The sequence below is a fragment of the Pedobacter sp. SL55 genome (assembly GCF_026625705.1).
Taxonomy (GTDB): domain Bacteria; phylum Bacteroidota; class Bacteroidia; order Sphingobacteriales; family Sphingobacteriaceae; genus Pedobacter.
The window spans coordinates 2,567,386-2,585,952 of the sequence record NZ_CP113059.1 but is presented as its reverse complement, the minus strand read 5'-3'; the positions used below and the strand labels follow the sequence as shown (position 1 = coordinate 2,585,952).

Here is an 18,567-nt window from a genome sequence, read left to right as displayed (position 1 = left end):
TTTGCTTATGTTTACTCCAAAATGCTCTAAATCTGACAAGCGAACATGGAATTTTCCTTTAATGGTTACGGCTTAGTATTACTATTTTTTGGAATACTGACCTCAATAATGGCAATTTACATTTACAAAAGAGGCACTACGGTTGTTCGCTGGTTTGGCTTAATGATGGCATCAAATGCAATTTGGTCTATCGCATACGGATTAGAACTATCTAGCCAGAGCCAAGAGCAAGCCTTATTTTTTATCAATATCGAATATTTGGGCATTGCTACCCTACCTTTAAATTGGTTTTTATTTTGTTTAAATTTTTGTAACAAACAATGTTGGTATAAAAAACCTCATAATTTAATTTCGATACTCATTGTACCCATTGCTACCTTAGCACTAGTATGGACCAACCCTTTGCACCACCTCCATTACCAGGAGGTAAAAATGTCTTATCAAGGGCCATTCCCAATGCTAGCACTTACACCAGGCATTTGGTACCGTATATTTACAATTTACTTTTATGCGCTACTAGCTAGTGGTTGTTATTTAATATTCAACAAATTTAAAAGCTCAGACCCTATCTATAAGAAACAAAATTACAGCATCATTATTGCAGCTGTTATTCCGTGGGCAGCAAACTTGAGCTATTTGGTGGGCATTAGACCTTTAGGTTTTATAGACATTACCCCATTTGCCTTTATACTAACCACATTTTTGGTGTTTTTGGGAATTTATCGTTTTAGATTATTTGACAGCGTTCCAATTGCGAGAGAAAAGGTATTAGATTTAATGACGGATGGTTTTTTGGTTGTTGATGAAAAGCATCGTGTTATTGATTATAACTCTGCATTAAATCGATTTATAGATAAACAAAAAAATCATAAAATTATTGGTTCTAGCATTGAAGATATTTTTGGCAGTCATCCCGAAATTATACAGCAAATACAAGCAGAAAACAGCTGTAAAATGGAACTACAAACAACCGTTAACAATCAGACCGTATATTTTGAAGTAGAGATACTTGTTCAGCAAGAAAACAAACTTAATGAGGCATTTACCATTATTAAATTGCAAGATTTAACTGGAGCAAAAAAAGATGCACTAATTGCGAAAGAACAAACTAACGAGTTAGAAAAAGTAAACCAATTAAAAGATCGTATTTTTTCAATTATTTCTCATGATTTAAGAGGGCCTTTGGTTAACTTATCTGAAGTGTTGAAAATGTTTTCTTACAATCTAATTAGTGATGAAGAATTTAAGGCACTCTCTCCAGCACTAAGTAAAGATATTGTTTACACTACAGATTTATTAGAAAACATACTGCATTGGTCTAGAAGCCAATTGCAAGGGTTTGGTGTTAAAAAAGAGTTTTTCAATGTGCGTAATACCATTTTAAACGAAATAAATTACCATATTACCTCTGCCTCTTTAAAGAAAATAAACATTCTTCATGATGTTTTCCCTAACCAAATTGCCTATGCAGATGTATTAATGTTTCAAATTGTGATTAGGAACCTACTTAACAACGCTATCAAATTTTGCAACGAAGGCTGTGAAATTATCATTACAGCGGTATATCAAAATGATGGCATGCTAAAAGTTTGCATTAAAGACAGTGGTGTGGGCATTTCAGAAAATTTTCTGCAAAAATTATTTAAAGAAGAAAACGTTTCATCTAGGGGCACCAACAATGAAAAGGGAACAGGCCTAGGTTTAATGATTTGCAAAGACTTTATGACAAGAAACGGTGGCGACATTAGCGTAAGTAGTAAAGTTGGAGTAGGCACAACCTTTTGTGTTACCTTGCCTACCGAACCTTAAAAAGCCATTTTGCTACTTTTTGAGTACGGTAAAAAGGTTTACCGTTTGCTATATTACGCTAACTTAATACGCTACTTAAATAACGTGAGTTCGGGTTAAGTGTATTTACAATTCTTGAGAAATTTGCATTGAACGTATTTTTTTAGCTCGCCGCCGCTGGGCTCTTACTTTTTTCATATTTATCATTTTGTTTTTATCGGTATTCAAGCTTTCGCTACGCTTAGGTTTGACCGCAAAATTAACAAAACCGGAGTTTACGGAGCTCATCAGCTTTGCTGATAAACTCTCGGTTGCTTATTTATTCCGTTTTAGTATTTGTTTTATTTATCTTCATGCTTGCTCCGCAGGTTTCTTTCAAAGAAAGTGCCCTGGCTTATTGCCGCGACCCGAAAACCGTGTTAGCGTTCTTAAACACCATTGAAACTATATAAACTAGGAATAAAATAAAAGACCGAAAATTAGCTGAACGAAGATTTGAAGCGCTATCGCTAGCAAATAGCATAATTTTCTTATTCCGAACTCACGTTAAATAGCAAAATGGCTTTAAAATCTTTTAGATTACTATTTGCCTATAACCTCGTTAATGGCTTGCTGCTCTTTCAAATCGTCTATATTATTTTTATTGCCGAATTTTTCTGTTTTATTCGCAAAATAATCCAAAATATTTACAATAGAATCTAAATTATCTGCAACCCTTTGATGCATATCAGGCAAATCTTGCTCAAGTTTTTTGTCGCCTAACTCGATATTATCTACTTCAATTTTTCCTATTTTTTGTATGATAGCTTGTTGAGAATGCTGTAAATCTTCGAGCTCCCTCACTATCTTCTCCATTAATTCGAATTTCTTTAAAGTTTCCATAAAATATGTTTTTATTAATTGATAAACTTAATCTTAGAACCATTACAATTAGGCTTTTGTTTGATTTTATTCATTTTCGTTATTAAAATATTTGGATTATTCAAAAACAACTAATAATTTAGTTATATGAAAAATATTTGCGCTATGCTACTTTTGGCACTTGTTAGTGAAGTGTGTTATGCCCAAAATGCTTTAGATAGAGAAAAGCTTTTAGATTTTTACCAAACTCAACGCTATGCTGATGCAGCTAGCTATTTAAGTAGTATTTATCCCGCCGAAACCACCGATATGAAAGCGCTATCGCAAATTGCTTATTGTAGCATGATGGCCGGAAATTTGGTGGAGGCCGAAAAAGCCTATCAAAAAATGAACGCCTTGCAGCCTCAGCAAATATCGGTGTTGTTTAGTTTGGCAAATATTAATTCGAGGCGGGGAAATAAGAAAAACGCTAACAATTACCTGCTACAAGTTGTAACTATAGATAGCAGTAACTTTAACGCCTATAAGCGCCTAGCAGATTATACCGACAGTACCGCACTTAAAATGCAATACCTACAAAAAGCCAACAAGCTAAATGCTACAGAAGCTGATGTTGCATTTGATTTAGCCCGCATTTATCGCAATTCAAAAGAATACGAGCCAGCTTATAATGTGCTTAAAGTTGCCATTGCTGCCGATACCAGCAATATGATTTTACAACAGGCTTTGCTACCGGTAGCTAACCAGCTAAAAAAATATAATGAAGTGATTGCTACTGGAGAAAAACTACTAAAAAACGGAGCAGATGGAAGCGTAGTAATAGACGTTGGTAAAGCATACTTCTTTCTAAAAAACTACAAAAAAGCCCTTTCTCTTTTTCTAATGCTAGAAAAAATGTCGATGCAAAACGAAAGCATTTTTTACTACATGTCGTTATGTTACCGCGAAATGAAAAGCTATGAAATGGCTGCAAAATATGCGAAGCTAACCATAGATGAAAGTATCTCGCCAAATATAACTGCTTACTACAATTTACTTGGCGGAATATATGAGGAAAAACAACAATTAAACTTGGCTGCAAATGCTTTTAAAAAGGGATTGAGCTACAGCCCCAACAAAAATAGCTACTATCGTTTAGGATTATTGTATGATTTGAAACTAAAACAGCCCAAATCTGCAAGAACTTACTATAGTTTATTCTTAAAAAGTAAAGATTTAGAGAAGGATGACCAGCCGCAGGTAGATTACGTTAAAGTAAGAATGGAAGAATTTGCTAAGGCTAAGCGATAATTTGTGTGCTGTGCCCGTAAATCGGATTATAAGATTATAAATAGTGTCTAGGAACTACAAATTAGGGGCATTTGCAACCTGTTATTTTTGAAAACTGAATAAAAATAATGTTACCACTTCGTGGTTTTTAACTATATCAATCTCCTGTTTCTAAAATAATATCAGTTCTTCGAACTTCTGAAAAGCATGTTTCGAACACTCGTAACTAAAAATTCGAAGAACGAGATCTATTTATCAGCGGTGCAGTATTAACATTTACCGTTGGCGATAGAATAAAATAGACTTTGTGTTCTTTGTGCCTTTGTGGTTAATCTTAAAGATTACTTTAAATCTTCGAAAACAGGTTTAACATCTGTCCAAAATTCATCTAAGGCGATAATACGAGGTTTTAAAAACGCAATGATTTCTGGCCATTGTTGCTGGTTATACACACTTACATTTGGCAACACCATTTCTATTCTGGCTACTTGTTTATCATAGCTATTGGTAACCGAGGGCAACCAATCCCATTTTTCGTTAAGTGCATTTACTAGCAACAACTTAAACTCTTGAAATTGCTCAAAAAATAGCTCTCTTATGCCTTCATCTGGGTGCGCAATTTCTATAGCAACGCTGGCTTGTTTTTTCTCGGCATCCATACGGAAGAAGATATTTTTAACACCTGTTTTGTAATTCACCCAATTCACTGGCAATCCTTCGGCGCCAGGTACGGGTTTCATGTATTGCCCGAAACTGATCCAAAACTGTTGGCGTAACCTTGTTGCTTCTTCTTTGCTGAACATCTACATTAATGGTAAATTGTTAATGATTAAAGGTTAATTTTTTAGAAAGCAATAACTGTAAAATTTTGATAGTTGCATTGCTTTGTATTAATTAAACCCGATTGGAGCGAACACGTAGGGGCAAACCTATGTGTTTGCCCCTACGTAAAGCGGAAAGCGGGGCTACATTTGCCAAGCATCACTCCCATTGTTTTCAAAAAATTAATTCCTAGCCATTAAACGAGCTACATATTTGCCAATAATATCGAACTCCAAATTAACCAAATCGCCAACTTTTACATCCTGCAAATTGGTGTGCTCGTGTGTGTAAGGGATGATAAAAACAGAAAACTCATCATCGGCAGAATTTACAACCGTTAAGCTAATGCCATTTACACAAGCCGAACCTTTTTCTACGGTTACATTGCCTTTTGAAGTATCGTATTTAAAGCGATATTCCCAACTTCCATCCAACTCATTTATCAAAATGCAAGTAGCGGTTTGATCTACGTGCCCCTGTACAATGTGCCCATCTAAACGGGCATTCATTTGCATGCAACGCTCTAAATTCACTTTTGACCCAACAGTTAAATGACCTAAATTGGTTTTTTGCAAAGTTTCATCTATGGCAGTTACGGTGTGGCTACTTTCATCTAGTTTAACCACAGTTAAGCAAACGCCATTGTGTGCAACACTTTGGTCTATTTTTAGCTCGTTGCTAATGTTAGAAGCGATGGTAAAATGGATGTTATCGCCTTCTTTTTGTATATTTTGGACAGTGCCTAGGGTTTCTATTATTCCTGTAAACATTGGATAAGTTAAAAGTAAAAAGGCAAAAGTAAAAAGTTGTTTGTAAAACGCCTAAAACTTAAAACGTATCACTTAAAACCTGTAATTTAAACCTTGCGTCTATTTTGCACCCAGTTGCTTTGTTGTTTTTCTGCTACCGATACTTGTGATACATTTTGCTTTTGCAACAACAAAACTGTTGCAATTGCCGCTATCATTGCTTCTTGCTCGTTTTCGCTCTTTAGGCTATCTTGGTTAAAGTATTTGCTCACAAAATGCGTATCGAAATGCCCAGAAACAAAAGCTGGATGCTGCATTACAAATTTACCAAAGCTAAGGGTAGTTTGTATGCCCGTAATGTCATATTCTGCAATTGCTCTAATCATTCGCTCGATAGCTTCTGCACGATCTTTACCATAAGTGATGAGCTTGGCAATCATGGGGTCGTAATAAATTGGAATTTCCATGTCTTGCTCAAAGCCATCATCTACACGTACGCCATAACCTTTTGGGGTTTGATAGGTTTGCAAAGTACCAATATCTGGCAAGAAATTATTCAGTGGGTCTTCGGCGTACACACGAAGTTCTATGGCATGGCCGCTAATCTTCAAATCATCTTGTTGGTAGCTTAATGCTTCGCCACGAGCAATTTTGATTTGCTCTTTTACTAAATCTAAGCCAGTAATCATTTCCGTTACAGGATGCTCTACCTGCAAACGGGTGTTCATTTCTAGAAAGAAAAAATCGAGATTTTCATCCAAAATAAACTCAACTGTGCCTGCACCAACGTAATTTACAGAACGAGCTACATCTACCGCACACTTGCCCATTTTCTCGCGAATTTCGGGTGTTAAAACGGATGAGGGTGCTTCTTCTACTACTTTCTGGTGGCGGCGCTGTACCGAGCATTCTCTTTCGAAAAGATGTACAATATTACCGTGAGTATCGCCCAACACCTGTATTTCGATATGACGAGGCGAGGTAACGTAACGTTCTATAAAAACTGAACCATCGCCAAAGGCAGAAGTGGCTTCGCTTACAGCCAATTGCATTTGCTCTTTAAAATCTTCCACCTTTTCTACTATACGCATTCCCTTACCGCCGCCGCCTGCTGCTGCTTTAATGAGGATAGGAAAACCTACTTCTACCGCACGAACTTTTGCTTCCTCTACATTGGTTATAGCTTCTTCGGTACCAGGAACCATGGGAATGTTGTATTTCAGCGCCGCTGCCTTTGCTGAAAGCTTGTTGCCCATAATTTCCATTGCTTCGGGCGTTGGGCCAATCAAAATTAAGCCCGCAGCTTTTACTTCTTTCGCAAAAGCGGGATTTTCTGACAAGAAACCATAGCCCGGATGAATGGCTTTGGCGCCAGTAAGTTTACAGGCTTCGATAATTTTACTGCCCACCAAATAAGATTGATTGGATGGCGCCGGACCAATACATATTGCTTCGTCGGCATAACGAACGTGGAGCGCATTCCTATCTGCCTCCGAAAACACTGCCACGGTTTTGATGCCCATTTCCTTCGCCGAACGCATAATACGCAAAGCAATTTCACCTCTATTTGCTATCAATATTTTATTCATAAGCTGATACTTGGTTATCGCTTACAAGATGTAGATTTTATTGCGAAAAGACAAATTTTGGGTTAGGGGTTAGGGGTTAGGGGTTAGGGGTTAGGGGTTAGGGGAAATTGTTAAATTGACCAATTGTTTTATTGTTGGCGATTTTTCTTAACTTAACAGCTAAATTTTAACGGACTTTCGGACTTTCGGACTTTCGGACTTTTGGACTGACCCCTGACCCCTGACCCCTAATATGCAACTTACCCTAAACGTACCTGCCCTTTTCTTCCCCGCCATTAGTTTAATTATGCTGGCCTACACCAATCGTTTTTTAGCTCTAGCTACTTTGGTGCGAAGTTTAAAATCAAAATATGAACAAAGTGACCCTAACCCTGGCTTACACCAACAAATTAAAAATTTACGTTATCGTTTAAGATTGATTAAAAACATGCAGGCTTTTGGTGTATTGAGTTTCGCCTGCTGTTTATTCTGCATGTTGTTTATTTATTTAGAACACCTCTTTACTGCCGAAATTTTCTTTGCATTAAGTTTGTTCTTTTTTTTGGTGTCGTTGTTAATATCCTTACTAGAAATACAATTAAGCACCAAAGCGCTAGAATTAGAACTAAGTTCTATAGAAGGAATAGAGGATGATTCTATTGTGAAGAAAATCAAGAAGAAGTTTGAACACTAGCTTACAAGTTAAAAGTAGAAAGGCAAAAGTAAAGAGTTACTAAGAAACTGTTTAAATTTCTGCTGATTAAAATAAAAGCATCATATTGAGCTTTCCGCCAAATCGGAAACCTTAGAGTGATAAGTAAAAAGTTTAACTAAAAGTTAAGCAGTCTCTAAGAACCCTAAAAATTAATCGTCCAATGCTGGCAAAAGTACAGTTCTCTCATAGCCTAAATTCGGCCTCCTATTGTTTCGGGTAGTAGGAATATGCCAAAGCCTATTCTTTCAAGAAAAAATAGGCAGTCTTGAACTTTGTACCTAGTAAGTGATTGTTTTCAGCGGAAGGTATGCTTTCGCTAAAGCTCAGGTTGTTACTTTTGGTTCAAGCCTAAAAGTAAGACTAAACCTCCAACTTACCAATTACTTCAATAGTTTGATCTATCATTGCAGGTGTAACATCTAAATGCGTTACCAAACGAATGGTTTTACTAGATGTGGTATTACATAAAATCCCTTTTTTACCCAAAGCCTTTACCACCTCTTCTGCTTTGTACCTGCCCTCCACATCAAACAATACAATATTAGTTTCTGGCGACATTACCGCTGCCACATAATTTGTTTGCGCTAAAGCAGCCGCCAAAGCCTTTGCGTGTAAATGATCTTCCGCCAGCCTATTTACATGATGGTCTAACGCATAAATACCCGCAGCAGCTAAGAAACCGGCTTGTCGCATTCCGCCACCCAAGGCTTTTCTAATTCTTCTGGCCTGCTTAATCATTTCATTAGAACCAAGTAGCACCGAACCTACCGGAGCGCCCAAGCCCTTAGATAGACAGATAGAAATGCCATCAAAAAAGTGACCATAAGCCGCCGCCTTATCGCCAGTAGCTACCAATGCATTAAGAAGTCTGGCACCATCTAAATGCAACTTTAAACCTTTAATGTTACACAAGTTATGCACCGCTTCTATTTGCTCTAAATTATAGCACTTGCCTCCGCCTTTGTTTACCGTATTTTCTAACACCACCAAACTTGTTTTTGGGTAGTGGATATTCTCTTCGTTAATTTCGGGCTCTATCAATTCTGGAGTTAAAATACCTCTTTCGCCATACAACAACCTTACCGAAGCCATTGAATTATAGGCTATGCCACCACCTTCGTAACGATAAACATGTGCTGTTTGATCACAAATTACCTCATCAAGCGGTTGCGTAAAACATTTAATGGCAATTTGATTGGTCATGGTACCCGATGGACAGAACAGCCCTGCCTCCATACCGAACATACCTGCAAGCTTCCTTTCGAGCGCATTCACAGTTTCATCTTCGCCATATACATCATCGCCCACTTTGGCGGTCATCATTGCGTCAAGCATTCCTGCCGTTGGCTTGGTTACGGTATCACTTCTAAAATCTATTTTTGGTTGCATGCTATAAAGTTAAAGGATAAAGATTAAAGAACAAGGATTAAGGAACAAGGATTAAAGACCAAAGATTAAAGAGTATAGGCTAAAAATCGCAGGTTAGGGATTAAGCTTTTAGATTAAAGCGCATAAATCGAGGCAAAAAATGAAACCATCGATAAAAAAATTACAATTGCGTAAAAATATTTTTCCACCGTTTATAACCGAATCATTTACCTATTTTAACACCATAAAAACTGCATTAAATAGTGTAAAAAATAATCTTTATTAAAAAACCACTTCAGTTATTCACAATCAAACATTTGAATGCAGTTAACATTAAGTAATAAAAAACTTAATATTAATTTTTTATTTCCAATAAAGGCTGATATATTGCCAAACTTTTATACAAATTATACAACTTAACAAACCAAAAAAATGATACTTATTGCAGACGGTGGATCTACTAAAACCAACTGGTGCTTAATTAATGAAGCCGGTAGGAAAATCCATTTTAACACCGAGGGTTACAATCCTTATTTTGCAAAGCAAGACTACATTGAAAATTCTTTGAGAACCACTTTGCCCGATAGCTTAGATGCCTCTAAACTAGAAGAAATTTACTACTACGGCGCAGGTTGCTCTACAGATGCAAACAAAAAAATTGTATCAGATGCAATGCAGAGAGTTTTTGTAAATGCTAAAATCTATGTAGATCATGATTTGTTAGCTTCTTGTCGTGCACTTTTAGGCGACGAGCCAGGCTTTGCAGCTATTTTAGGTACGGGCACCAACACTTGTTTATACGATGGTAATGGCATTACGTTAAACATCGATTCGTTAGGTTATTTCTTGGGCGATGAAGGCAGTGGTAGTTACATTGGCAAACGTCTGTTGGCCGATTATATGAAAGGTTTTATGCCAAAGGGATTAAGCGAAAGTTTCTTCAATATTTATGGCTTAAGCAATGAAGATATTTTCGACAACATCTACAACAAACCTTTGCCAAACCGTTTCTGCGCAAGTTTCAGTAAATTTTTATACGATTTTAAAACTACCTACCAAGAGTACACAGAAGATGTAGTTGATACTGCTTTTACCGCATTCTTCGAAAAATTGGTAATACATTACCCTAGCTACGATAAACATCTGTTAAATGTGGTAGGCTCGGTTGGTTACAGCTTTAGAGATAGGTTAAGTGTAGTTGCCGATAAATACGAAATGGGCGTTGGCAAAATCATCCGTTCGCCAATAGATGATTTAGTAGACTACCATTTAAGTAAAAAATAAGCTTAAAAGGATTTGATATATGCTAAAGTCCCGACTTCACAGTTGGGACTTTTTTTTAAAGACTTTTTAATATTTTATCATTTAAAGCAAAGCTATAAATCTCAAATCCCTAACTTAGTTAAATGAAATACATAACTACGCTCATACTCCTATTATTTCTTTACAATACAAAAGCTCAACTCCCAATTATTGAGGCCAACATTACTTTTAATGAAAAAAACTCTTCTGTACCCTTTCAAGTACTTAAAAAAAACAGCTACGAATTTGCTATTTCATATTACATCTATAGCGGTGGTTGGAAAATGAATAATGATACATATTACACTATACTTGCTTATAAAAAAAATGCCTGGAAAAAACTGCTATTAATTTATAATGAAGATTCAAAGAGTATCAAGAAAACGAAAAAAAAGCAAATAAATAACAGAAACGCAAAACGTCTAATTAGCGATCTAAACAAGAATAATTTTTGGTCTCTAAGCTTAGATTCTTTAAATATAAAACAACTACCTCCTAAGATACTGGCTAAAAATGAAGTAATAAATGACACCGTATTCATTAAGACAAATGTCATTAGAAGTTTTAACGTGGCAGATGGCACTACTTATTACTTCGAAATTTTTCAAAATGGGAAAGTAAAAATTTTAAGTTGCGAAAGTCCTGAATCATATAAGAACGTGTTTCCAGAAATTCAAACTACTCAGAATTTTATTAACTCAAAAAAAGCGTTTGTAGATTTTATAGAGAGCAACTAACTTACCATCCTTATCTTCTTTACTAAATGAAAGCAGTTACTTTTATCACTTTGCTCTTAATTATGCTCGTTTGCTTGTCTTCGCAGAAGCCATATCAAGACAAAAAAATAAAGAAAACCATCAAAATTGCAGTCATCAGCGATCTCAATTCGAGCTACGGCGCTACCGCTTACCATCCAGATGTTTACGCAACTTTAAAAGAACTTGAAAATATTAAACCCGACATCATTTTATGTGCTGGCGATATGATAGCTGGGCAAAAGGCATCCTTAACTACAGCGCAAACCCAAGCCATGTGGAACAGTTTCGACAATAACATCCTGAAACCGATACAACGAACGAAAGTTCCTTTTGGCTTTACCGTGGGCAACCACGATGCCTCTCCTTCTTACCTGCAAGATCGAGAACTGGCCCAACAATTTTGGAAAAGTAAACAGAAACAACTAGGCCTCAATTTTATCGATCAGTCGCATTTTCCATTTTATTACAGTTACCAACAAAATGGCATTTTCTTCATCAGTTGGGATGCGGCAGGATCTAAAGTAAACCAGGAGGTGTTTAATTGGATGGAAAAGCAACTACAATCTAAAGCAGCAAAAAAAGCAAAATTGCGTATCCTTTTAGGCCATTTACCGCTTTATGCCATTGTAGCTAGCAAAAATAAACCCGGAGAAGTGTTAGCCAACAACGAAAAAACGGCCAATTTCTTTGAACAGAACGGCATCGATTTATATATCAGCGGTCACCAACATGCTTATTATCCTTCATTCGCAAAAAAATTAAGGCTACTAAATACAGGCTGTGTTGGCGAAGGCCCACGACCCTTGCTAGGTGATCATCGGCCTGCAACAAGAGCTTACACTATGATAGAAGTACCTGTTAATGAAGCCAAAAAGTTCAGTTATCAAACGTTTATACCAAACACTAACGGCAGCACTATCGAATTTTCTAAATTACCCGATTCTGTTGTTGGTTTTAATGGCATTTCTAAAAAAGATGTAGCGTTAGGCCGTCAATAAATATTAAATTAGCCGAAAAAAGAATTACAATGAATTTTCACACTCGTAAATGGATTAAACCCGAAGACTTAAACCCAAATGGCAGCCTTTTTGGAGGCAGTTTATTAAAATGGATTGATGAAGAAGCAGCAATTTATGCCATGTGCCAGTTAGAAGCCCCGAGAGTGGTAACCAAATTAATTTCGGAAATCAACTTTGTTTCTTCTGGCAAATTAGGAGATATTGTAGAAATGGGCATGACCGCAGCCGAGTTTGGAAGAACCTCTATTACCCTAAAATGCGAGGTAAGAAATAAAGTCACTAAAAAAGCAATTTTAACGATAGATAGAATGGTCTTTGTAAATGTAAATGATGAAGGCGAACCTATTCCTCATGGCAAATCTCGTATCAGAAAGATGGATGAAAAGCTGGAAAATATGGGATAGGTATAAACGCTCATTTCCGTCATTCCTAATTTAACGTGAGTTATGGGGCTTAATCTTGGCTAACCGACCCTGAAATAAATTTGCTTAGCAGCTACTGCGTGGTCAGGGTAACGGTATGGGCAGTTCGTCTCCCGAAATTAATTCGGGACTAGCTTTTAGATCTATTTTTTAAAATCACATTTTCAGAATAAATATTTAACTTGTTGACAAACAGTTAAAAACACCTATAATTCACGTTAATTTATTTCGGAACCAAGAAATGCTCAGCGCAGCTAATCGTAGTGCGTAGTTAGGTAAATTTTATTTGCTTTAAAATTCTCAAATACGCGGGAAAGACGAATTAACAACAGGAACTAACCTTGCAATAGTTAGATTTCTCTCTCGCTGCGCTGCGTCCGAAACGAAAACTACCCCATCAACTTATTTACTTCGTCTAATAACACCTTAGGCTCTAAATCAAACGAATTAATTACCAATTTAGATTGGCGGTAAAACACATTTCTTTCTTCCAATTTACCGATAATGAAAGCTAATAGTTGTTCATCATCCATCCCTTTTAACAACGGACGTTTTTCTCTGTTGTGCAAACGCGAAACCAATTGAGGCGGTGTCATCTCTAAATAAACTGTAATTCCGCTTTCATTCATCCATTGCATATTATCGAAATAACAAGGTAAACCACCGCCTGTAGCCACTACGCAAGTTTCGGGGTAATCGAAAGACTTAAGCACTTTATTTTCTAGCTGGCGAAAAGCAGCCTCGCCATTGGCAGCAAAATAATCGGCTATACTCATGCCCTGTTGTGCTACAATCACGGCATCAATATCAATTACGGGGCATTCTAACAAATTAGCGAGTTGTTTTGCTTTGGTGCTTTTACCGCAGCCCATAAATCCTACTAGGAAAATTTTCATTTTTAGGTTAACTGTAAAGTTTGGTTAACTGGTTAATCGATTATCTTATTTATTACTTAAACGTTCTGAAGTATTGAATTTTTTAGTGAGTTTAATTTGTTAGCTATTTAATCCAATTTTAATCGAAAATACTCATCATCTTACTTTGAGGTGTACATTTTAGGTTAATCGTTTAAAATGTAACTTTGGTTAACGGTTTATATCTGCAATTTAACAAGTTCTACAGTTAACCGATTAACCAAATACACAATTAACCAGCTTAAATAATTAACCATTCTATTAAGCCAATTTCACTCTAGGATCAATCCAAGCGTAAAGCAAATCTACCAAGATATTTACCACCACAAAAACAAAGGCGATAAATAAAATCGACCCCATTACTACTGGAAAATCGGACATTTCTAAGGCATAAACAGTAGTACGCCCTAAACCGTTATAACCAAAAATATATTCTACAAAAAACGAACCCGCCAACAACGATGCAAACCATCCAGAAATGGCAGTAATTACTGGATTTAAAGCGTTCTTTAAGGCGTGCTTATATATAATCGTTTTACGGGATAAGCCTTTTGCTCTAGCTGTACGGATGTAATCTTGAGAAAGCACATCTAACATGGCACTGCGGGTTAACTGCACAATAATTGCCAACGGACGAAGCCCCAACGTAATCATAGGCAGCCACAAATTTCGTAGGGTCATGATTTCGCCTTCGAAAGGGTCGTAACTGAATAAACTACCACTCATATTTAAGCCGGTATAATCTGACAATACAAAACCAAACAACCAAGCTATGATAATTCCTGCGAAAAAGGCCGGAGCCGATATACCTAAAATAGCGAACATATTTGCAGCCTTATCTATCCAAGTGCCTTTGTAAACGGCAGAGAGCACACCTAGAAAAACCCCAATAATAGTTGCAAAAATCATAGCGGTTAGTGCTAAAACAAAGGTATTGGGTACCGTTTCTGATAAAATAGTGGTTACATCGCGTTTGGTTTGGTACGAGCGGCGCAAATAGGGCTTCTTAAGCACCCAAGCATCTTTTCCTACTTTAAACAACTTAACATAGCCGTATTTCTCTTGGTTTTCGGTTGTATTTTGGTGAACACTAATGGGCGACAAATCGTTTACGTACAAGAAGAATTGCACAGGCTTAGATTTATCTAAACCAAATTCTTTGCGCACTGCTTCTAAAGATTGTACATCTGAGCGTTGCCCCATGGTCATACGAGCTGGGTCGCCAGGCAAAATATTGAACAGCACAAACACCACTGCTACTACGCCTGCCATTACCGCTAAGCCATACAAGAATTTTCTAAGTGCGTAGATACCCATTATTTAGAGAAGTATTTTTCGGTTAATTCATCAAAAGATGGCAGTGTATGGTAGTGCCATTTGTTTACAATGGTACCATTTTTAAGCAACAAAATACCCGGATTTGCCCTTACCATACTTTTTAAAGGCACGGCATCTGCGTAAAACACTTCCATAAATAGCTTCATTCTTTTACTAAACTTCTGTGCATCTTGCGCCGAGTTTGAAGTAAGCAATACCGTACGGATATTGAACTGCTCTGCCGCATTTAGTGCTAGCGCATTAATCTCGGCAACAGCATTTTCGTTAGTTTCGTTTAGGTTGTAAGCTACTACCACCAAACTATAATAAGGGTTTTCCACAATTTCTTTAGTATAGTCGGTTCCAGAAGCATCGGTAATCATCAAATCTTTAATTTTTACCTCGTAACCTTTTTTAATGAGCTTACGCGACGGCGAACCTGTAACTTCCCAATTTTCGTCTTTCCACACCTCTTTTTCCATGTAGTCCTTGTCGCTCATGGCTTTGGTTTCGCCAGTTTTTTTATTCTTCAAGTCGTACATAATCAAATACTCATCCACTGGCGCACCTTCGGGTATTTTCATATTCTCGGGAATACTTGAACCAACTTTGTAGGGTAGAAAATCGATGATCGGAAATCTCGTGTAAGTAAAGGTACTAAACAGTAAAGACGCAGTAAAAACACCTCCAAATATGCCACTTTGCACACCTGGTTGCTCGGAAATAGGTTTAATTAAACTTCTGTTGATATAGATAAACACAATTAGAATTAGCAATACCACATCTTTAGAAAAAGATTGCCAAGGTGTAAGTGGAATAGCATCGCCAAAACAACCACAAGAAGTAACTACTTTAAATGCCGCCGAAACGAAAGTTAAAAAAGTAAAGAAAATGATAGTTGCCAATAAACCTTTTACTACGAAATTTCTAAAAATCCCTAGCAGTAAAAGTGCACCAAACAAAATTTCGAGTACACAAAGCAAAATGGCAATACCCGTTGCCCAACCGTTTAAAAAACCGATATGAAAAACTTCGAAATACTCTTGCAGTTTATAGCCAAAACCAATTGGATCATTTGCTTTAATTAATCCTGAGAAAATAAACAGGATACCTACAAACCATTTAGAAAACTGAAAAAGCGCTTTTTTTACCATAAGTTACGAGTTGTGTGTTATTGGTTACGAGACCTAGCTCTAGATAAAACTTCAAAAATTTGCATCTCTCGTCCCGCTTGCGAAGATATGCTTAAAGGCGGAAACGGCTTTACCCTACTCCCAATTTAATCAATGCAAAAACTGCATAGTTCAACATATCCTGATAATTAGCTTTGATGCCTTCAGAAGCTACAGTTTGGCCATCATTATCTTCAATTTGCTTAACCCTCAAGATTTTCATCAAAATCAAATCCGTTAAAGAACTGATGCGCATGTCACGCCAAGCTTCGCCATAATCATGGTTTTTAGCTAACATCAAGTTTTTAGTTTCTTGCACACGTTCGTCGTAATAAGCTTCGGTAACAAGTACATCCAACTCTTTTGGTTCGGCTTCGCCTAATTCCAGTTGCAAAATAGCCATTACACAATAGTTAATGATCCCTATGTATTCAGAAGTGATATCTTCCCCTACTTTCGAAATCTTTTTCTCTTCTAAAGTTCTAATGCGCTGTGCTTTGATAAAGATTTGATCGGTAATAGAAGCCGGACGTAAAATGCGCCAAGCGGTACCATAATCTTTTGTTTTTTTAATAAATAACGATTTACAAACCGCTATAACCTGATCGTATTCTAGAGAAGTATTTGCTGCCAAAACAATTAAAATATTTAATATTTAGCCAATAAAACGGCTATTTTTGTTTTTTATTAACTGATGGCTAAAGATACATTTTTAAACCGAAAACACACGCTAAACTGTAAAGGTAAACTAATTGACATCAGTAAACCTTCGGTTATGGCTATTCTAAATATCACTCCAGATTCATTTTATCAAAACAGTCGTGTGGGCACTGTAAACGATGCACTGGAGCAAACTGCAAAATTTTTAGAAGCAGGTGCGAAGTTTGTAGACATTGGCGCTTATTCTTCTCGCCCAGGCGCAAAAGATGTTAGTGAAAAAGAAGAAATTGAACGTTTATTACCGATTGTCCAAGCAATTAACAAAGCATTTCCAGAAACGTTGATTTCTGTAGATACTTTTAGAGCTAAAGTGGCCGAAGAAGCCATCAACGCTGGCGCACATATCATTAACGACATTGCTGCTGGCAATTTAGACGAGAAAATGTTTGAAACGGTAGCCAGACTGCAAGTGCCCTACATTATGATGCACATGAAAGGTACGCCGCAGACCATGCAAATAGACCCAACTTACGAAAATGTAAGCAAGGAAGTTTTCAGCTATTTCAGCGAGAAAATCAAAACTTTAAATCAATTGGGCGTAAAAGATGTCATTTTAGACCCCGGCTTCGGTTTTGCCAAAACACTCGATCACAATTATGAGCTTTTGAGAAACATGCAAATACTCAACTTTTTTGAGTTGCCATTGCTGGTAGGCTTCTCCAGAAAATCGATGATTACCAAAGCACTAAACATCAAAACTGAAGAAGCACTAAATGGAACCACAGTACTGAATACCACCTCCCTACTTAAAGGCGCCAGTATTTTACGGGTACACGATGTAAAAGAAGCAGTTGAGTGCGTGGAGTTGGCAAATAGGTTAATTGGTTAATTAGCTCACTTGTTCATTGGTATACTGCCCAATAATTCATTGATGATTTTCTACCTGATACCTGACACCTGAAACCTGAAACCTGAAACCTAATTGCTAACTCCTAATCCCTAAAAATTACTATCTTGTACAGCAATGAAAAGCCTTGATTTCGATTTTTTAAATATTACATGGATAGATGCCATTGATGTTGCCCTTGTAGCCATCCTAATTTATTATATCTACAGCCTAATACGCAATACTTTAGCCGTAAATTTAGTGTTAGGGATGGTAATTATTGTGTTGGTTTATTACATTGTGAAAGGTCTTCACATGGAATTGTTGGAAGCCATCATTAACAAATTCATGAGTGTGGGCATTTTAGCGTTGGTGATTATCTTCCAGCCCGAAATTAGGCGGTTTCTACTACATATCGGAAAAAGCACTTTCCTACAAAAAAATAAAGCTTGGTGGGGTTATTTATTTGGCAACAAAAGTGCAGAGCAGGATAACTTGCTAAGAATAAAACCCATTATAGATGCTTGCAAAAGCATGAAAAAATCGCGTACTGGCGCTTTAATGGTATTTGTAAAATATTACGATGACGAGTATTTTACCAACAGCTGCGAAATGATTGACAGTAAAATTTCTAAACGATTGTTAGAAAGTATCTTTCAAAAACACAGCCCACTGCACGATGGTGCGGTAGTAATTTCCGAAAACAAAATTAAAAGTGCCAGTTGTATACTTCCACTAACCGATAACGATAAATTACCTAAGACAATTTGGTTTAAGGCACAGGGCGGGTATCGGCGTTTCCGAATCTACCGATGCTGTAGCTGTAATTATCTCTGAAGAAACCGGAGAAATTGCCTACGCCAAGCAAGGCCGTGTACGTATGAATGTTTCTTTTGGAGAGCTGGAAAAACTACTGAATAAAGATTTTTGATTGATTTTTTAATTTTCCGTTGGTTAGCATATAGCCAATTATTCCT

General features: G+C 36.9%; 17 protein-coding genes and 1 pseudogene. 9 read left to right on the top strand and 9 right to left on the bottom strand.

Annotated elements, in window-relative coordinates; all coding sequences use genetic code 11:
• The first annotated feature begins 45 nt into the window (after positions 1 to 45).
• Positions 46 to 1,809: a histidine kinase N-terminal 7TM domain-containing protein gene (locus OVA16_RS11680; protein ID WP_267759538.1), complete on the top strand. Its 1,764-nt coding sequence runs from the start codon at positions 46 to 48 to the stop codon at positions 1,807 to 1,809.
• 561 nt (positions 1,810 to 2,370) lie between these two features.
• Here OVA16_RS11680 and OVA16_RS11675 read toward each other — a convergent pair.
• The gene (locus OVA16_RS11675) at positions 2,371 to 2,670 is read right to left on the bottom strand and encodes a hypothetical protein (protein ID WP_267759536.1); all 300 of its coding nucleotides are present in this window, start codon (positions 2,668 to 2,670) and stop codon (positions 2,371 to 2,373) included.
• Between the two features lie 126 nt (positions 2,671 to 2,796).
• On the opposite strand from OVA16_RS11675, the gene OVA16_RS11670 reads away from it, so the two are divergent.
• Positions 2,797 to 3,939, top strand: coding sequence for a tetratricopeptide repeat protein (locus OVA16_RS11670; RefSeq protein ID WP_267759534.1), 1,143 nt, complete (start codon positions 2,797 to 2,799; stop codon positions 3,937 to 3,939).
• A gap of 320 nt (positions 3,940 to 4,259) precedes the next feature.
• On the opposite strand, the gene OVA16_RS11665 is transcribed toward OVA16_RS11670, so the two are convergent.
• The 3 genes from OVA16_RS11665 to accC all read right to left on the bottom strand — a co-directional run bounded on the left by OVA16_RS11665 (position 4,260) and on the right by accC (position 7,078).
• On the bottom strand, positions 4,260 to 4,721 hold the full coding sequence (locus OVA16_RS11665; protein WP_267759532.1) for a DUF4268 domain-containing protein: 462 nt from the start codon (positions 4,719 to 4,721) through the stop codon (positions 4,260 to 4,262).
• A gap of 201 nt (positions 4,722 to 4,922) precedes the next feature.
• Positions 4,923 to 5,510: a riboflavin synthase gene (locus OVA16_RS11660; RefSeq protein ID WP_267759530.1), complete on the bottom strand. Its 588-nt coding sequence runs from the start codon at positions 5,508 to 5,510 to the stop codon at positions 4,923 to 4,925.
• 86 nt (positions 5,511 to 5,596) lie between these two features.
• Positions 5,597 to 7,078 carry an acetyl-CoA carboxylase biotin carboxylase subunit gene (accC, locus tag OVA16_RS11655; RefSeq protein WP_267759528.1) on the bottom strand — a complete coding sequence of 494 codons (1,482 nt, stop codon included), beginning with the start codon at positions 7,076 to 7,078 and terminating at the stop codon, positions 5,597 to 5,599.
• Between the two features lie 232 nt (positions 7,079 to 7,310).
• On the opposite strand from accC, the gene OVA16_RS11650 reads away from it, so the two are divergent.
• Positions 7,311 to 7,751, top strand: coding sequence for a DUF2721 domain-containing protein (locus OVA16_RS11650; protein ID WP_267759526.1), 441 nt, complete (start codon positions 7,311 to 7,313; stop codon positions 7,749 to 7,751).
• A 381-nt stretch (positions 7,752 to 8,132) separates the two neighbouring features.
• On the opposite strand, the gene OVA16_RS11645 is transcribed toward OVA16_RS11650, so the two are convergent.
• On the bottom strand, positions 8,133 to 9,161 hold the full coding sequence (locus OVA16_RS11645; protein WP_267759525.1) for a threonine aldolase family protein: 1,029 nt from the start codon (positions 9,159 to 9,161) through the stop codon (positions 8,133 to 8,135).
• A gap of 411 nt (positions 9,162 to 9,572) precedes the next feature.
• On the opposite strand from OVA16_RS11645, the gene OVA16_RS11640 reads away from it, so the two are divergent.
• From OVA16_RS11640 to OVA16_RS11625, 4 genes are all read left to right on the top strand, one after another.
• Positions 9,573 to 10,424: a BadF/BadG/BcrA/BcrD ATPase family protein gene (locus OVA16_RS11640; protein WP_267759524.1), complete on the top strand. Its 852-nt coding sequence runs from the start codon at positions 9,573 to 9,575 to the stop codon at positions 10,422 to 10,424.
• 122 nt (positions 10,425 to 10,546) lie between these two features.
• Positions 10,547 to 11,179: a hypothetical protein gene (locus tag OVA16_RS11635; protein WP_267759523.1), complete on the top strand. Its 633-nt coding sequence runs from the start codon at positions 10,547 to 10,549 to the stop codon at positions 11,177 to 11,179.
• 26 nt (positions 11,180 to 11,205) lie between these two features.
• Complete coding sequence (locus OVA16_RS11630; RefSeq protein WP_267759522.1) at positions 11,206 to 12,198, top strand: metallophosphoesterase family protein; 993 nt, start codon at positions 11,206 to 11,208, stop codon at positions 12,196 to 12,198.
• Between the two features lie 29 nt (positions 12,199 to 12,227).
• Positions 12,228 to 12,623 (top strand): acyl-CoA thioesterase, encoded by a 396-nt coding sequence (locus tag OVA16_RS11625; protein WP_267759521.1) that lies wholly within the window; start codon positions 12,228 to 12,230, stop codon positions 12,621 to 12,623.
• Positions 12,624 to 13,030: 407 nt separating this feature from the next.
• On the opposite strand, the gene OVA16_RS11620 is transcribed toward OVA16_RS11625, so the two are convergent.
• The 4 genes from OVA16_RS11620 to OVA16_RS11605 form a co-directional block, all read right to left on the bottom strand.
• A complete protein-coding gene (locus OVA16_RS11620) occupies positions 13,031 to 13,537 on the bottom strand; it encodes a shikimate kinase (protein WP_267759520.1) in 507 nt (168 codons plus the stop codon).
• Between the two features lie 279 nt (positions 13,538 to 13,816).
• Positions 13,817 to 14,872 (bottom strand): ABC transporter permease, encoded by a 1,056-nt coding sequence (locus OVA16_RS11615; protein WP_267759519.1) that lies wholly within the window; start codon positions 14,870 to 14,872, stop codon positions 13,817 to 13,819.
• On the bottom strand, positions 14,872 to 16,026 hold the full coding sequence (locus OVA16_RS11610) for a BT_3928 family protein (protein ID WP_267759518.1): 1,155 nt from the start codon (positions 16,024 to 16,026) through the stop codon (positions 14,872 to 14,874). The genes OVA16_RS11615 and OVA16_RS11610 overlap by 1 nt, the downstream gene beginning before the upstream one ends.
• A gap of 109 nt (positions 16,027 to 16,135) precedes the next feature.
• Positions 16,136 to 16,678: a DUF1599 domain-containing protein gene (locus tag OVA16_RS11605; RefSeq protein ID WP_267759513.1), complete on the bottom strand. Its 543-nt coding sequence runs from the start codon at positions 16,676 to 16,678 to the stop codon at positions 16,136 to 16,138.
• Between the two features lie 60 nt (positions 16,679 to 16,738).
• Here OVA16_RS11605 and folP point away from each other — a divergent pair, with 60 nt between their 5' ends.
• On the top strand, positions 16,739 to 17,593 hold the full coding sequence (gene folP, locus OVA16_RS11600) for a dihydropteroate synthase (RefSeq protein ID WP_267759511.1): 855 nt from the start codon (positions 16,739 to 16,741) through the stop codon (positions 17,591 to 17,593).
• A 135-nt stretch (positions 17,594 to 17,728) separates the two neighbouring features.
• A pseudogene (gene cdaA / locus OVA16_RS11595) lies at positions 17,729 to 18,521 on the top strand (diadenylate cyclase CdaA).
• The last annotated feature ends 46 nt before the right edge of the window (positions 18,522 to 18,567 follow it).

Bases quoted from the DNA above. Each gene is read 5' to 3' on its own strand.
- OVA16_RS11680 (WP_267759538.1), top strand. From the start codon at position 46: ATGGAATTTTCCTTTAATGGTTACGGCTTAGTATTACTATTTTTTGGA.
- OVA16_RS11675 (WP_267759536.1), bottom strand. From the start codon at position 2,670: ATGGAAACTTTAAAGAAATTCGAATTAATGGAGAAGATAGTGAGGGAG.
- OVA16_RS11670 (WP_267759534.1), top strand. From the start codon at position 2,797: ATGAAAAATATTTGCGCTATGCTACTTTTGGCACTTGTTAGTGAAGTG.
- OVA16_RS11665 (WP_267759532.1), bottom strand. From the start codon at position 4,721: ATGTTCAGCAAAGAAGAAGCAACAAGGTTACGCCAACAGTTTTGGATC.
- OVA16_RS11660 (WP_267759530.1), bottom strand. From the start codon at position 5,510: ATGTTTACAGGAATAATAGAAACCCTAGGCACTGTCCAAAATATACAA.
- accC (WP_267759528.1), bottom strand. From the start codon at position 7,078: ATGAATAAAATATTGATAGCAAATAGAGGTGAAATTGCTTTGCGTATT.
- OVA16_RS11650 (WP_267759526.1), top strand. From the start codon at position 7,311: ATGCAACTTACCCTAAACGTACCTGCCCTTTTCTTCCCCGCCATTAGT.
- OVA16_RS11645 (WP_267759525.1), bottom strand. From the start codon at position 9,161: ATGCAACCAAAAATAGATTTTAGAAGTGATACCGTAACCAAGCCAACG.
- OVA16_RS11640 (WP_267759524.1), top strand. From the start codon at position 9,573: ATGATACTTATTGCAGACGGTGGATCTACTAAAACCAACTGGTGCTTA.
- OVA16_RS11635 (WP_267759523.1), top strand. From the start codon at position 10,547: ATGAAATACATAACTACGCTCATACTCCTATTATTTCTTTACAATACA.
- OVA16_RS11630 (WP_267759522.1), top strand. From the start codon at position 11,206: ATGAAAGCAGTTACTTTTATCACTTTGCTCTTAATTATGCTCGTTTGC.
- OVA16_RS11625 (WP_267759521.1), top strand. From the start codon at position 12,228: ATGAATTTTCACACTCGTAAATGGATTAAACCCGAAGACTTAAACCCA.
- OVA16_RS11620 (WP_267759520.1), bottom strand. From the start codon at position 13,537: ATGAAAATTTTCCTAGTAGGATTTATGGGCTGCGGTAAAAGCACCAAA.
- OVA16_RS11615 (WP_267759519.1), bottom strand. From the start codon at position 14,872: ATGGGTATCTACGCACTTAGAAAATTCTTGTATGGCTTAGCGGTAATG.
- OVA16_RS11610 (WP_267759518.1), bottom strand. From the start codon at position 16,026: ATGGTAAAAAAAGCGCTTTTTCAGTTTTCTAAATGGTTTGTAGGTATC.
- folP (WP_267759511.1), top strand. From the start codon at position 16,739: ATGGCTAAAGATACATTTTTAAACCGAAAACACACGCTAAACTGTAAA.